The sequence below is a fragment of the Frateuria sp. GZRR33 genome, assembly GCF_051900425.1.
GTDB lineage: Bacteria > Pseudomonadota > Gammaproteobacteria > Xanthomonadales > Rhodanobacteraceae > Frateuria_A.
Genome location: NZ_JBHZGK010000001.1, coordinates 299,342 through 314,080, shown reverse-complemented (window position 1 = coordinate 314,080; position 14,739 = coordinate 299,342). Strand labels below are relative to the sequence as shown.

Below are 14,739 nucleotides of genomic sequence, written 5' to 3'. Positions count from 1 at the left end.
CATCCTATCCACATGGAAAGACCGCCATGCGGCCTCTTCCAGCGTACGCACGGACGCCGTCGTCCTCCACCGCGGAAAACCCCTCCGCAGGAGTCGTGCCATGTTGTCGCGCTTCTTCCATGTGCGCTCTGCACTCAAACCCTTCGCCGCCCCAGCGGCCAGCCCCACCGTCGAGCCCGACGAAAGCCGCCTGCCCAGCGTCCCCGCCTACTGCCACGTCGACTACGACCGGCATCCGCTGGAGACCCGCGGGTTCGACCACTACGTCGAGTGGAACGAGGACGGCGAGCGGTTTTTCGTCCATTGAGCACGGCCGCGAGGCCTGTCCCGCTGTCAAGCTTGTGGGAAGCGGGCACCGCAGCGTAGCCTTCACGGACTAAGCCGGGGAATGCTCCCGAGTCCTTGATGTCCGCACGCTTCGTCCACTTCCACCTGCACAGCGAGTACTCGCTGGTCGACTCGACCATCCGCATCAAGGCGCTGGTCGATGCCTGCGTGCGCGAGGGCATGCCGGCGGTGGCGCTCACCGACGACAGCAACATGTTCGCGCTGGTGAAGTTCTACAAGGCGTGCAGCGGCGCGGGCATCAAGCCGATCGGCGGCTGCGACCTGTGGATCGGCTCGCCCGACGACCCGCGTCCGTGGCGGTTGACCCTGGTCTGCCAGAATCGCGAGGGCTACCTCAACCTGTCGCGCCTGGTGTCGCGGGCCTGGCGCGACGGCCAGCAGGGCGGCAAGGCGCTGGTCGAGGCGAGCTGGCTGACGCCCGGGACGACCGCCGGGCTGATTGCCCTGCTGGGACGCGAGAGCGAGATCGGGCGCATCGCGGTGAGCCAGGGCATCGATGCCGGCGTGGCCCGGTTGCATCCGCTGGTGCGTCTGTTCCCCGACCGCCTGTACCTCGAACTCACCCGCTGCGGCCGCGAGGGCGAGGAAACCTGGAACACCGCTGCGCTGGCCCTGGGCGACGCGCTCGAATTGCCGCTCATCGCCAGCAACGACGTGCGCTTTCTCACGCAGGACGACTTCGAGGCGCACGAGGCGCGCGTGTGCATCAACCAGGGCCGCGTGCTGGCCGATCCGAAGCGCCCGCGCGACTACTCCGCACAGCAGTACCTGAAGTCGCCGAAACAGATGGCGGAACTGTTCGCCGACTTGCCCGAGGCGCTTCAGAACACGGTCGAGCTGGCCAGGCGCTGCAATCTGGAGCTCAAGTTCGGCACCTACTACCTGCCCGATTTTCCGGTGCCCGAGGGCTACGACCTCGACAGCTACATCCGTGACACCGCGCGCGCGGGCCTGAAGGAGCGCCTGGCCGCCAACCCGCTGGCGCCGGGCTACACGCTGGCCGACTACGAGTCGCGACTGGAGCGCGAACTCGACGTCATCATCAAGATGGGCTTCCCCGGCTACTTCCTGATCGTGGCCGACTTCATCAACTGGGGTAAGCAGAACGGTATCCCGGTGGGCCCGGGCCGCGGTTCGGGCGCCGGCTCGCTGGTCGCCTGGGTGCTCAAGATCACCGATCTGGACCCGTTGCAGTTCGACCTGCTGTTCGAGCGCTTCCTCAACCCCGAACGCGTGTCGATGCCCGACTTCGACATCGACTTCTGCATGGACCGGCGCGACGAGGTGATCGACTATGTCGCGCGCAAGTACGGCCGCGAGCACGTCAGCCAGATCATCACCTACGGCTCGATGGCGGCCAAGGCGGTGCTGCGCGATTCCGGCCGCGTGCTGGGCATGGGCTACAACGCGGTCGACAAGATCGCCAAGCTGATCCCGCCGCGCCCGCTCGACCTGACGCTTTCCGACGCCCTGGGCCGTTCGGAGAAGTCGAAGAAGGAACCCGACCGCGTCGTCAGGGAGTTCTGCGAGCTGTACGAGCAGGACGAGGAAGCGCGCACGCTGATCGACCTGGCGCTGAAGCTGGAGAACCTCACCCGCAATGTCGGCAAGCACGCCGGCGGCGTGGTGATCGGGCCCAAGCCGCTGACCGAGTTCGCGCCGATGTATTGCGAGCCGGGCGGCGCCGGCATGGTCACCCAGTACGACAAGGACGACGTCGAAGCGGTCGGCCTGGTCAAGTTCGACTTCCTGGGCCTGCGCACGCTCACGATCATCGACTGGGCGATGAAGGCGATCAACGCACGCCGCGCGCAAGCCGGCGAGGACTCGATCGACATCGCCGCGCTGCCGCTGGACGACGCGCCCACCTACGAGCTGCTCAAGCGCGCGCAGACGGTGGCGGTTTTCCAGCTCGAATCCTCCGGCATGCAGCGCATGCTCAAGGACGCCAAGCCCGACCGCTTCGGCGACATCGTGGCGCTGGTGGCGCTCTATCGCCCCGGCCCTATGGACCTGATCCCCAGCTTCGTGGCGCGCAAGCACGGCCGCGAAGACGTGGAGTATCCCGACCCGCGCGTCGAGCCGATCCTGAAAGAGACCTACGGCATCATGGTCTACCAGGAGCAGGTGATGCAGATGGCGCAGATCGTCGGCGGCTACACGCTCGGCGGCGCCGACCTGCTGCGCCGCGCGATGGGCAAGAAGAAAGTCGAGGAGATGGTCAAGCACCGCGCGACGTTCCGCGAAGGTGCGGCCAGGGACGGACTCCCCGGCGACAAGGCCGACGCGATCTTCGACCTGATGGAGAAATTCGCGGGCTACGGCTTCAACAAGTCGCACGCGGCCGCCTACGCGCTGGTGTCCTACCAGACCGCGTGGCTGAAGGCGCACTACCCGGCCGAGTTCATGGCCGCGACGATTTCCTCGGACATGGACAACACCGACAAGGCGGTGACGTTCCTGGACGAGTCGCGCGCGATCGGCCTGACCATCCTGCCGCCGGACGTGAACGCCTCGGACTTCATGTTCGTGGCGGTGGAACCGAAGGTCATCCGCTATGGCCTCGGCGCGATCAAGGGCGTCGGCCAGGGCGCCTGCGAGTCGATCGTCGAGGAGCGGCTGCGTGGCGGGCCGTACAGGGACCTGGCCGACTTCTGCCGTCGCGTCGATTCGGCCAAGCTCAACCGCCGCGTGCTGGAAGCCCTGATCCTCTCCGGCAGCCTGGACGCGCTGGCGCCCAACCGCGCCAGTCTGATGCTGCAGTTGCCGGACGCGATGAAAGCCGCCGAGCAGCACCTGCGCGACAAGCAGTCCGGGCAGAACGACATGTTCGGCGCGCTGATGGGGACCAGCACGCCGGCGGTGCAGATCGAGCTGCCGACCGCGCCCGAATGGCCGCTGGAGCAGAAGCTGCAGGGCGAGCGCGACACGCTCGGCCACTACCTTTCCGGCCATCCGACCGACCCGTGGCGCGAGGAACTGGCGCAGCTTTCCACCTGTCCGCTGGGCGAGATCGCCGAGCGCTACCAGCCGCCGCGCCCGCGCAAGAACGACGGCGAGGAGAACCGCTTCCGCCGTGGCCCCGATACGCCCTGGACGGTCGCCGGCATGGTCACCGCCGTGCGCAAGCGCGGCGACAGTGATGCCTTCGTACGGCTGGAGGACGGCACCGGCGTCATTGAGGTCAGCTTCTTCGGCGAGCTCTACCAGCAGGTCGCGCCGCTGCTCACCCGCGACGAGATGCTGATCGTCGACGGCGGCCTGCGCATCGACGAATTCTCCGGCGGCGGCTTCCAGCTGCGCGCCCGCGGCGCCATGACCCTGGCCGACGCCTGCCGACGCCACGCGCGCGCGCTCAGGGTCAAGCTCAACGGCATCGGCCCGGGTTTCGAGCAGGAACTCAGGCAGACCCTCGCCGGCTACCGTGGCGGCCGCGCCACGGTGATCCTGCACGGCTACCACAACCGCAGCGCCCAGGCGGACCTGGAGCTGGGCGAGCAGTGGCGCGTGGACGCCATCCCCGACCTGCTGCGCGCCCTGCGGGGACTGTCATGGGTGGAGGCGGCCAGGCTCCGGATCGTCAAGTCCGAAGCCTGACGTGTCCCTCTCCCGCCCTGGCGGGACCTTCTCCCGGCAAACGAGGGAACAAGGCACGCCATCACCCCGGGCGAACCGCCATAACCCATACGCCTGCGTTCCCGCCTTTCCACCCACCCCGGCTATACTGGCCCGCTCAGCGTCCCGAATCGCCCGCGAATGAACCCCAACTTCCTCGATTTCGAACAGCCGCTCGCCGAACTGGAAGCGAAGATCGAAGAACTGCGCCATGCCAGCCATGGCCAGGCCTTCAACATCGACGAGGAAGTCTCGCGCCTGCGCGAGAAGCTCAAGGTCAAGACCGCCGAGATCTTCCGCAACCTCAATTCGTGGCAGGTCACCCAGCTCTCGCGCCATCCGGCGCGGCCCTACACGCTGGACTATATCGGCGTGATCTGCGAGGAGTTCCAGGAGCTGGCCGGCGATCGCGCCTTTGCCGATGACGCCGCCATCGTGGGCGGCCTGGGCCGCATCAACGGCCGGCCGGTGATGATCATCGGCCACCAGAAGGGCCGTGACACCAAGACCAAGGTGCGCCGCAACTTCGGCATGCCGCGCCCGGAGGGCTACCGCAAGGCGCTGCGCCTGATGAAGATGGCCGAGCGCTTCGGGCTGCCCTTGCTGACCTTCATCGATACCCCCGGCGCCTACCCCGGCGTGGGCGCCGAGGAGCGCGGCCAGAGCGAGGCGATCGCCCGCAACCTGCTGGAAATGGCCGACCTCAAGACCCCGATCGTCTGCACGGTGATCGGCGAGGGTGGCTCCGGCGGCGCGCTGGCGATCGGCGTGGGCGACCGCGTGAACATGCTGCAATACTCGACCTACTCGGTGATCTCGCCCGAAGGCTGCGCCTCGATCCTGTGGAAGAGCCAGGACAAGGCGCGCGACGCCGCCGAGGCGCTCGGCATGACCGCCCCGCGCCTGCACGAGCTGGGCCTGGTCGACAAGGTCATCCGCGAGCCGCTGGGCGGTGCCCACCGGAACCCGCGGTCGATGGCCGTGCGCCTCAAGGCCGTGCTGATGAACCAGCTCGACGAGCTTGGCACGATCGCCGGGCCCGACCTGCTGGAACAGCGCTACAAGCGCCTGCGCGGCTACGGCGCCTACGCGGAATAAACCCATGGCTGGCGTGCGCGGCCTCGCCCACGCGAACATCCGCGCGCCGCAGGCCATGATCGAACGCCTGCGCCGCTTCTATATCGACGTGGTGGGCCTGCACGAAGGCCCGCGGCCGGCATTCCGCTCCGGCTCGCGCGGGCACTGGCTCTACGCCGGCGAGACCGACGTGCTGCACCTGACGATCGCCGGACCGGGTGACACCTCTGCTGCCCCGACCGGCCACCTCAATCACCTGGCTTTCGCCTGCACCGCACCGATCTTGCCGCCACCCGCGCGCGGCTGGATGCGGCCGGGCTGGCCTACGAGACCGACGAGGTGGACGAACTGGGCCAGGTGCAGCTCTTCCTCACCGATCCCTGCGGCCTGGACATCGAGCTCAACTTCAGCGGGTGACCCTGTAGGGACGCCGAGTCATTCCCCTTTCGCGGGCGATGCTCTCGCCCGATCTGGCCGCCAAAAGCATCGCCCACGAGTTTCCGAGGATCCCTGTAGGAGCGCACCTGTGCGCGACCGGGAAGCCCGCGGTCGCGCACAGGTGCGCTCCTACAGAGAGCCAGGTGCGCCGGCGGTTTACCATCGACGTCCGTTCCAAGGGGTATCGCCATGGCCGACCACGCCAAGCTCGCCGTACTGATCGACGCCGACAACGCCCAGCCCGGCCTGGCCGAGGGCCTGCTCGCCGAGGTGGCCCGCTACGGCACTGCCCACGTCAAGCGCGCCTACGGCGACTGGACGGACAACCATCTGCGCGGCTGGAAGGACCGGCTGCTGGACCTGTCGATCCAGCCGATCCAGCAATTCGGCTACACCAAGGGCAAGAACGCCACCGACTCGGCGATGATCATCGATGCGATGGACCTGCTTTACAGCGGACGCTTCGACGGCTTCTGCATCGTTTCCAGCGACAGCGACTTCACCCGCCTGGCCGGGCGCCTGCGCGAATCGGGCCTGACCGTGTACGGCTTCGGCGAACGCAAGACGCCGGCGCCGTTCGTGGCCGCCTGCGACAAGTTCATCTACACCGACGTGCTGGGCAAACCGGACAGCGATAGCGAAAGGCCCGCGGAGCCCACGCAGCGCATGAACACGCAGGAGCTGCGCCAGGACACCCGGCTGGTCAACCTGCTCCGCAACGCCATCGAGGATGCCGCCGACGACACCGGCTGGGCCGGCCTGGGCGCGGTCGGCAGCATGGTCAGCAAGCGCGCGCCGGAGTTCGACTCGCGCAACTGGGGCTACGGCAAGCTGAGCGGCCTGATCGGCGCCATCGGACTGTTCGAGACCGAGGATCGCCAGCTCGGCAACGGCAAGCACATCTACGTGCGCAACAAGAAGAAGCCGGCCAGCCGTGAGTAGCCCGCGCACGCTGCCGGACACGCTGCGCCACGCCCTCGCCAGCCATCCGGAGGGTGCGCTGTGCGTCGCCTTCAGCGCCGGACCTGACTCGACCGCCTTGCTCCATGCGCTGGCCGCGTTGCCACAGGCGCGCGCGCGCGGGCTGCGCGCCTTGCACGTGGACCACGGGCTGCATCCGGAAAGCGGCGACTGGGCGGCGCGCGCAGCGGCTTTTTGTGCATCCCTCGGGCTCGCCTGCGAGGTGCGCAAGGTGGAGGTCGCCCGTGCCGGCGGCGAGGGCCTCGAGGCCGCCGCGCGGCACGCGCGCTACGCCGCTTTCGCCGACGTGCTGCAAGCGGGCGAATGGCTGCTGCTGGGGCACCATCGCGACGACCAGGCCGAAACCGTGCTGCTCAAGCTGCTGCGCGGCGCCGGCCCGCAGGGACTTGGCGGCATGCGGGCGGTCCGTCCGCTCGGCCGTGGCTGGCTCTGGCGCCCGCTGCTGGATCTCCCGCGCCAGATGGTGCGCGCCTACGTCGAGGCGCACGCGCTGGCTTGCATCGACGATCCCTCCAATTGCAACACCACCCTCGGACGCAACCAGTTGCGCCGCGAGATCCTGCCGCGCCTGAGAAGGCATTGGCCGCACGCCGTCGATTCCATCCTGCACAGCGCCGCGCTGTGCCGCGCCGCTGACGATGCTTTGCGCGCGCGTTGGCTCGAAGCGTTCGGCGCCTTGCATGACCCCGTCAGCGACAGCCTCGATGCACGCGCCTGGCTCACCCTCGATCCGGCCCTGCGCGAGCCCCTGCTCGACCACTGGCTGCACGCCAAAGGCCTGCCGGCGCCCACGGCGGCGCAGCGTCGGCAGATCGAACGCCAGTGCCATGCCCGTCCGGGCCAGCAGCCCTGCGTGCGCTGGCCGGGGGCCGAGCTGCACATCTGGAAGGGCCGGCTATGGGCGCACGCGCCGCAGGCATCGGTGGATCCGGACTGGGAGGCGGCCTGGCACGGCGAGCCGTTGACCTTGCCCGGCGGGGGCCAGCTGGCCCTCACCCCGGCTACCCGCCTGGACGCGCCGCTGACCGTGCGCCTGCGCCGGGGCGGCGAACGCCTCAAGCCCGCTGGCGACCGACATACCCGCGAATTGCGCGACCTGTTCCAGCAGATGGCGCTGCCGCCCTGGCGCCGCGAAGCCTGCCCGTTGCTCTACGCGGAAGGCGAACTGGTGGCGGTCGCCGACCTGTGGCGAACGGCACGCGGCGCGGCGTTGTTCGATGCCGCGCGCGCGCACCCGCGCTGGATGCCGGCGGACTGAGCCAGAACCATCCTTCCCTTCCGGCGAGGGGACCGGCGAGCGCACACGCTTGGCTCTGACCGAACCTCACCCGCGTGACGGCCCCTCCCGGCGTGAGGGGATGGGGGCGCGGCGCTCGAAGCAAGCAGCCTTGCCAGGCCGCGAAAACATTGATTCCCACCCCCCGCTGCGCTAGCGTTGCGGCCCATGGCCAAACCCGCTCCCGCCCCCGCGGAAACCCCGTCCGTCGCCGACTTCGAGCACTCGCTGGACGAGCTCGAACAACTGGTGGCGCGCATGGAGGGCGGGGAGCTGAGCCTGGACGAATCGCTGGCCTCCTTCGAGCGCGGCATCGGCCTCTACCGCCACTGCCAGCAAGCCCTCGACAAGGCCGAGCTGCGCGTGCGCCTGCTGCTCGATCCCGATGCGCCCGACGACGCCGAACCCTTCGAATCCGAACCCTGACGCGCCGTCCCAACCCGGCCCCCGGCTGCTCGCGCTGACCGCGCGCGCCGACGCCGCGCTGGCGTGCGTGCTGCCCTCCGAGCAGCAGCCGCCACTGGAACTGCACGGGGCCATGCGCTACGCCGTGCTTGGCGGCGGCAAGCGGCTGCGTCCGCTGCTGGTCTATGCCGCCGGCCACGCGCTGGGGACGGATGGCACCGAACTTGACGCGCCGGCCTGCGCGGTCGAACTGATCCATGCCTATTCGCTGGTGCACGACGACCTGCCGGCGATGGATGACGACGCGTTGCGCCGAGGCCGCCCGACCTGCCACATCGTCTACGGCGAGGCGATGGCGATCCTTGCCGGCGACGCCCTGCAGGCGCTCGCCTTCGAGATCCTTGCCCACGATCCGCACACCGGCACCGATGCCGCACGCACGCTGCAGATGCTGCGCGTGCTGGGCCGCGCCTGCGGCGCCGAAGGCATGGCCGGTGGCCAGGCGCTGGACTTGGCGGCCGTGGGCCGCAAGCTCACGCTGGCCGAGCTCGAACACATGCACGCCTGCAAGACCGGCGCACTGATCCGCACCGCTGTGCGCCTGGGCGCACTTACCGCCGGGGCGGACCTCGAAGCGCTCGATGCGCTGGACCGCTACGCCGCCGCCGTCGGCCTGGCGTTCCAGGTGCGGGACGACATCCTCGATGTGGAGGGCGAATCGGCGGTCATCGGCAAGACCGCCGGCAAGGATGCGGCGGCCGACAAGCCGACGTTCCCCTCGATCATCGGGCTGGACGCTTCGCGCGAGCGCCTTGCGGAGCTGACCGCCACCGCCCTGCAGGCGATCGCGCCCTTCGGCCAAGGGGCCGCGCTGCTGGAAGAACTGGCGCACTACGCCGCCACGCGCTCCCACTAAAAGTCGCAGGAGCGCACCTGTGCGCGACCGGGATGCTCACGGTCGCGCCCAGGTGCGCTCCTACAGGGAACGGGCAGGCCGAAGCCCACCCGGGTCTTACTTGATCAGCCGGAGCGTGAACGGATAGCGGTACCGCTCGCCCTCGTTCGCCTTGATCGCGGCAATGATCGTGAACACCAGCCAGGCGATGCCGACCAGGATGCCGACCGGCACCGTCAGCAGCGCGCCGAAGCCGAAGGTGATCAAGGTCAGCAGCAACAGCGCCACCCCGACGATGGCCAGGGTGATGTTGAAGTTCAGCGCCTCCTTGGCCTGGTCATCCACGAAAGGCATCGTGTCCTTCTTGATCAGCCAGATGATCAGTGGCCCGATGAAGCAGCCGAGGCCGGCAAAGGCGCCTGTGAGCAATCCGCCGACCAGCGCGGAAAGGTGCGCGAACAGCGCCCACTGGCGTTCCTCATGGCTGGGCATGCCGGCCGAATCGAACGGCTCGGGCGGCGGGACCGGCTCGCCCGAAGGCGGCGGGGGCGGTACGACGGAATCGGGTGGAACGCTCATGCCAGGCTCCTCTTTCCTTCGATGACGCCGGCCTGTCGCCGGTGGCGCGATGCTAGCAAAGCCGCGCGGCGGCGCCATAGGCCAAAGGCTACTGGCCGGCGACGGTCATCCGGTCCAGCAGGATCGAGCCGGTCAGGATCTGCGCCCGGCGGTCCACGTCGCTTCCCACCGCCACGATGCCGGCGAACATGTCGCGCAGGTTGGCGGCGATCGTGATCTCCGCCACCGGGAAGGCGATCTGCCCGTTCTCGACCCAGAAGCCTGCCGCGCCGCGTGAATAGTCGCCGGTGAGCGTGCTGACACCCTGGCCCATCACCTCGGTCACCACCAGGCCGGTGCCCATGCGCCTGAGCAGGGCGTCGAAGTCGTCCTGGCCGGGCTCGACGAGCAGGTTGTGGATGCCGCCGGCGTTGCCGGTCGATTCCAGCCCGAGCTTGCGCGCCGAATAGCTGCCGAGGATGTAGCGCGCCAGCACGCCGCCTTCGATCAGCGCGCTGTCCGTCGTGGCCACGCCTTCGGCATCGAATGCACCCGAGCCCATGCCGCGCGGCAGGAACGGACGCTCGACGATGTTCATCCATTCGGGCATCACGCGCTTGCCGGCGTGATCGAGCAGGAAGCTGGCGCGCCGGTACAGCGCGCCGCCGCTCACCGCGCTGACCAGGTGCCCGATCAGCCCGCGCGCGAGCTCGGGCACGAACAGCACCGGGCACTGGCGCGTGCCCAGGCTGCGCGAGTTCAGCCGCGCCAGCGTGCGCTTCGCCGCCTTGTCACCCAGCGCCTGCGCGCTCATGAAGTCGTTGGCGTCGCGCACCGAGTCGTACCAGTAGTCGCGCTGCATGCCGTCGCCCTCGCCGGCGATCAGCGACAGCGACAGCGCGTGGCGCGTGGCGCGCTCGCGCCCGACGAAGCCGTGCGAGTTGGCGTACACCGAGAGGGTCTGGCCCGCCTGCACGGCGGCACCGTCGGAATTGGTGATGCCCGCGTGTGCGCGACCGGCGGCCTCGATCTGCTGGCCCAGCGCGATCGCCTCGGCCGTATCGACCTGCCACGGATGCCAAAGATCAAGGTCGGGAAAGCGGGTCGCCATCCGCGCCGGATCGGCCAGCCCGGCGGCAGGGTCGGCCTCGGTGAAGCGCGCGATTGCGCAGGCCTGGTCGATCGTGGCCTGGATCGAGGCGGGATTGAGGTCGGCAGTGCTGGCGGTGCCCTTGCGCTGGCCGAAGTACACGGTCAGCCCGAAGCCGCGGTCGCGCGTGTGCTCGACCGTCTCCACCTCGCCCAGGCGCACGTTGACGTTCAGGCCGCTGTCGATGCTCGCCGCCACCTCGGCCGCGCTGGCGCCGGCGATGCGCGCGCGGCGGATGACATCCTCGGCGAGCTCGGCCAGGCGGTCGAGTTCCTGGTGGCTGGTGTCGGCGGACAGGACGGCTGCACTCACGGGGCGTTCCTTCAGGCAGGTAGAATGGGCGGCGAAACACTGCACGACTTCCGGACATGGGGTCGCCCTGACCGATCAAAAGGAGCGCGCATGCCACCGGTCGCCGGCATCTACCGACACTACAAGGGCCAGCGCTACCAGGTGCTCGGCATCGCCCGCCACAGCGAGACGCTGGAAGAACTGGTCGTGTACCGCGCGCTGTACGGCGAGCACGGCCTCTGGGTGCGCCCGATGGCGATGTTCGTGCAAACCGTCACGGTCGATGGTGAGCCCGTGCCCCGCTTCGCGCTGGAAATGCCCAGCCCACCCGACCCGATGGAAAGCCCGTGAGTCCCAGCCGCAGCCGCAACCAGACCGAACTCGACGAGCAGGACTACGGTCCCAGCCGTACCCAGCAGCGTCGCGAAGCGCTCGCCGTGCTGGCGCTCGCCAACCAGCTCGTCGAGCTTCCGCCCAGCCGCCTGGCCAAGCTCGACCTGCCCGAGGACGTGCGCGACGAAATCGCCAACGTGCGGCGGATCAGCTCGCACATCGCGCGCAAGCGCCAGCTCGCGTTCCTGGCCAAGAAGATGCGCCGCCATGAAGACGCGGTGTTCGACAGCGTGCGCGCGGAACTGGGCGAGAACCGCGAACGCCAGCGCCAGGAAACCGCGGCCATGCATCGCCTGGAGGCCTTGCGCGATCGACTGATCGACGACGACGAGGCCGCCGCTTCGCTGATCGCCGAACACCCTTCCGTCGACCGCCAGCACCTGCGCTCGCTCATCCGCCAGGCACGCAGCGAGCGCGCAGCGAACAAGCCGCCGCGGGCGTACCGGGAGATCTTCCAGTTGCTCAAGGAACTGCAGCAGGAAGAAGCGGGCGACGAGGGCCAGGGCGCCGAAGACTGAAACACCCGCCGCCCTGGCCGACAGGCCGAGGCGAGCCCCGCCCCTCACCCCAACCCTCTCCCCGGAGGGGAGAGGGAGCTCGTTTTCCGCAAGCGCTTTCCACCAAGTCCTTCGCGGCGAAAGCAGTCTCGCCTCGCACTCCGGCTTTCGCTCCGCGCCCCGGCATTGCGGCGTGTTCTGCGATGTGGCTGTGCACTTCGGCCCTCCTCCGCTCTGCACCTCGGCTCTGCACTCTGGCTTGGCACTGCGGCTCTGCGCCAGACTCTGCGCCGACTCTGGCCTCTGGCCCTACGCTCTGGCTTCTGCGCTCTGGCCTTATTGAAAAGTGCGCGCAGGAGCGCGCTGCTTCCGGCCCCTATGGCGCGGCGGGCGGGTGGCGGATCAGCCCGCAGGGTGGCCGGCAGGACGCCGGCCAGTTTTTCGTCGGGGCAGGAGCCCCGTCGAAAAACCCCGCCATCCGAACGCGCACCCGGCGGGCCGAAGGCCCGCAGGGCGCGCCATCGGGGTGCCCTTCTCTTTGGTTACTTTCTCTTGGGCAAGCAAGAGAAAGTGACTCGGGCGCCAACGGCGTCCGAAAGCTCTTCGCTCTAAAGCCTCTCGCTCTAAAGCCTCTCGCTCTAAAGCCTCTCGCTCTAAAGCCTTCGCTCCGAAACGGTTCGTTGCGAATCTTCGCCCGAACAGCCCCTCTCGAAGCTAGAGCGACCGCCGCGGCGACACCAGCAGATCCCCGAACAACAACCCGGCCACGAGCGAAATCAACAGCGTGATCAGCAAGATGAAACTGTCCATCCCCAGCGTGGTGTCGCGCTCGAACAGATAAGACACGCTCTGGAACCCCACGCTCCCGGGCACCAGCAAAATGATCCCCGGCTCACGCACCACTGCGCCAGGCCGATGCAGATACCGCGCATAGAGGTTCGCCATCGCCCCGAGCAACAACCCGCCGAGGAAAACGCCAAACGGCGCTCCGGGCACCGCGTGGGACAGCAGACCGCCCCAGCGGGTGGCCAGGTAACCGACCGCCACCGCGACAACCACCACGATCCAGTCGCGCCGCGCCGCCCGGAACAGGATCGCGAACCCCAGCGCGCCGACCAGCAGCGACGGCCAATCCATCCAGCGCGGCAACGGCTGCAACGCGAACGTCCCCGCCGTCACGCCGAAGGCCGCGCACAGCTGGCTGGCCGCCACCGTGCCGAAGGTCAGCTTGAGCAGGGTCGCGATCGACCCGCCCATGCGCGCCATCCCCGAGGTCAAATGCTGGCTGGAAATCTCGCGCACCGCGGTGGTCAATGACATGCCCGGCACCAGCACGATCAACGCGGCCAGCACCACCGACTTGATCGCCAGCGGCACCACGAACGCACTGACCAGGATCGCGCCGGCGGTCGCCACCAGGGCGCAGATCGCGTCGCTGGCGGCCGCCAGCCGCGGCCGCGTGGCCGAAAGCACGGTGATCAGGCCGATCAGCAGGCCGATCGCCCCGGCGACGACCAGGTCGGCCCAGGAACTGTGCAGGAACAACGCCGCCACGCTCGCCGCGGAAAGGCCGTAGCTGCCGATCACACCTGCCTGCGCCCGCCGCGTTTCCGGCCGGCCCAATTCGCGCAACAGATGGAAACCTTCGCGCAGGCCCAGTTCCCCGGCGATGGCGCGGTCGGCGATCGCGTCGGCCTCGCACAGGCGCGCCAGGTGGACGTCGCCCGGCGGCAACCGCATCACCTGGGTGACCTGCGCGAGGCCTTCCTCGGCGCTGGCATCGGCGAAGGAGATGATGATCGCGGTCGGGCTGGACCAGACATCGGCGATCAGCGCCAGCCGCTGCGCCGAGGCGGAAATGGCCATCTCCAGGCGCGGCGCCGACGTGCCGTACTGGTGCAGCCGGCGCGCGAGTTCCACCAGGAACGCGATGCGGGTTTCCAGCGGTGCCTGCGCCGCCCCCGGGATCAGCCCGCTCATGTGGCCGATCGTACCTGCAGGGTGTTGCCGTCGACGCCGACGACCTCGACGGTGGCGCCGAGCGGCAGGTCAGGCCCGTTGACCAGCCACTCGCCATCGCCCACGCGCGCCTTGCCACGACCGTTGACGATCGGCTCGATCAGCACGTAGCGCTGGCCGACCATCTGCGCGCCGCGGCGGTTGAGCCGCTCGCTGGCGGCGTCGCCGCGCTTGAGCCGGGGCCTGAGCACGCGGGCGTACACCGCGCAGGCGAGGAACGCGAGTACCGCGAAGGCGATCGCCTGCGTCAGCAGCGACATCCCCGGGAACAGCCAGGCCAGCACGCCGGTGGCGCCCGCGCCGATGCCGATCCAGAGCAGGAAGTAGCCCGGCAGGCCGACCTCCAGCGCGATCAGCAGCAGGGCCAGCAGCCACCAGAGGTGATGGGTTGCGAGGGTGGAGGACATGCGGACTCCGGGTTGCGTGTGGCGATGGTGTTGCTTGCGACAAGCGGCGGCAAGCGGTGGCGTGCGGCGGGTTGCCCCCATCCGCCCTTACTCGCGCCATCCATGGTGCTCGCCCCTACGGGGCCGGCTTCGCCGCTCCGCCGGCGCGCCCGGGCCCGCAGGTCGGGCAGCTTCCCGGTGAAACGGGGAAGGATCGATTTTCCCGCGCCCGCGACGGAGCGCGTCCTTACACTCCACTTTCGGCCCTCCCCGCGCAGAGGCACGAAAGCGTCCTCGGCCTTGCGGGCGCACTGCTGGCGAAGCGAGGAGAAGGATCGGTCTTCGCGCGAGAAAGAGCGGCCCCGGACCCCACATCCGGGTCCTTTCCCCGTTTCACGGAGGAAGGTGCA

At 69.2% G+C, this 14,739-nt stretch carries 13 protein-coding genes; 9 read left to right on the top strand and 4 right to left on the bottom strand.

Annotated features, from left to right (window positions below):
• Positions 1-100 precede the first annotated feature (100 nt).
• The 7 genes from ACFWZU_RS01405 (at position 101) to ACFWZU_RS01375 (ending at position 9,056) form a co-directional block, all read left to right on the top strand.
• Positions 101-307 carry a hypothetical protein gene (locus ACFWZU_RS01405; RefSeq protein WP_439699620.1) on the top strand — a complete coding sequence of 69 codons (207 nt, stop codon included), beginning with the start codon at positions 101-103 and terminating at the stop codon, positions 305-307.
• 95 nt (positions 308-402) lie between these two features.
• Positions 403-3,945: a DNA polymerase III subunit alpha gene (gene dnaE, locus ACFWZU_RS01400; protein WP_439699619.1), complete on the top strand. Its 3,543-nt coding sequence runs from the start codon at positions 403-405 to the stop codon at positions 3,943-3,945.
• A 159-nt stretch (positions 3,946-4,104) separates the two neighbouring features.
• Positions 4,105-5,061, top strand: a complete 957-nt coding sequence (locus tag ACFWZU_RS01395; protein WP_439699618.1) for an acetyl-CoA carboxylase carboxyltransferase subunit alpha — start codon at positions 4,105-4,107, stop codon at positions 5,059-5,061.
• A gap of 606 nt (positions 5,062-5,667) precedes the next feature.
• Positions 5,668-6,420 (top strand): NYN domain-containing protein, encoded by a 753-nt coding sequence (locus ACFWZU_RS01390; protein WP_439699617.1) that lies wholly within the window; start codon positions 5,668-5,670, stop codon positions 6,418-6,420.
• Entirely contained in the window at positions 6,413-7,717 is a 1,305-nt protein-coding gene (gene tilS / locus ACFWZU_RS01385; protein WP_439699616.1) for a tRNA lysidine(34) synthetase TilS, read from the top strand. Before ACFWZU_RS01390 ends, tilS begins: the two co-directional genes overlap by 8 nt.
• A 186-nt stretch (positions 7,718-7,903) precedes the next feature.
• A complete protein-coding gene (locus ACFWZU_RS01380) occupies positions 7,904-8,161 on the top strand; it encodes an exodeoxyribonuclease VII small subunit (protein WP_439699615.1) in 258 nt (85 codons plus the stop codon).
• A complete protein-coding gene (locus ACFWZU_RS01375; RefSeq protein ID WP_439699614.1) occupies positions 8,121-9,056 on the top strand; it encodes a polyprenyl synthetase family protein in 936 nt (311 codons plus the stop codon). Before ACFWZU_RS01380 ends, ACFWZU_RS01375 begins: the two co-directional genes overlap by 41 nt.
• Positions 9,057-9,152: 96 nt before the next feature.
• Here the strand turns inward: ACFWZU_RS01375 and ACFWZU_RS01370 are convergent, their stop codons facing one another.
• The gene (locus ACFWZU_RS01370) at positions 9,153-9,497 is read right to left on the bottom strand and encodes a DUF4870 domain-containing protein (protein WP_439699810.1); all 345 of its coding nucleotides are present in this window, start codon (positions 9,495-9,497) and stop codon (positions 9,153-9,155) included.
• A 205-nt stretch (positions 9,498-9,702) separates the two neighbouring features.
• Positions 9,703-11,055, bottom strand: a complete 1,353-nt coding sequence (gene pmbA, locus ACFWZU_RS01365) for a metalloprotease PmbA (RefSeq protein ID WP_439699613.1) — start codon at positions 11,053-11,055, stop codon at positions 9,703-9,705.
• 90 nt (positions 11,056-11,145) lie between these two features.
• Between pmbA and ACFWZU_RS01360 the strand changes: the two genes are divergently transcribed.
• Both ACFWZU_RS01360 and yjgA read left to right on the top strand, forming a co-directional pair.
• The gene (locus ACFWZU_RS01360) at positions 11,146-11,385 is read left to right on the top strand and encodes a DUF1653 domain-containing protein (protein ID WP_439699612.1); all 240 of its coding nucleotides are present in this window, start codon (positions 11,146-11,148) and stop codon (positions 11,383-11,385) included.
• Positions 11,382-11,945 (top strand): ribosome biogenesis factor YjgA, encoded by a 564-nt coding sequence (gene yjgA, locus ACFWZU_RS01355; RefSeq protein WP_439699611.1) that lies wholly within the window; start codon positions 11,382-11,384, stop codon positions 11,943-11,945. The genes ACFWZU_RS01360 and yjgA overlap by 4 nt, the downstream gene beginning before the upstream one ends.
• 693 nt (positions 11,946-12,638) lie before the next feature.
• Here yjgA and ACFWZU_RS01350 read toward each other — a convergent pair.
• Both ACFWZU_RS01350 and ACFWZU_RS01345 read right to left on the bottom strand, forming a co-directional pair.
• Positions 12,639-13,904, bottom strand: coding sequence for a threonine/serine ThrE exporter family protein (locus tag ACFWZU_RS01350; protein WP_439699610.1), 1,266 nt, complete (start codon positions 13,902-13,904; stop codon positions 12,639-12,641).
• Positions 13,901-14,350, bottom strand: coding sequence for an NfeD family protein (locus ACFWZU_RS01345; RefSeq protein WP_439699609.1), 450 nt, complete (start codon positions 14,348-14,350; stop codon positions 13,901-13,903). The genes ACFWZU_RS01350 and ACFWZU_RS01345 overlap by 4 nt, the downstream gene beginning before the upstream one ends.
• Positions 14,351-14,739: the final 389 nt, after the last annotated feature.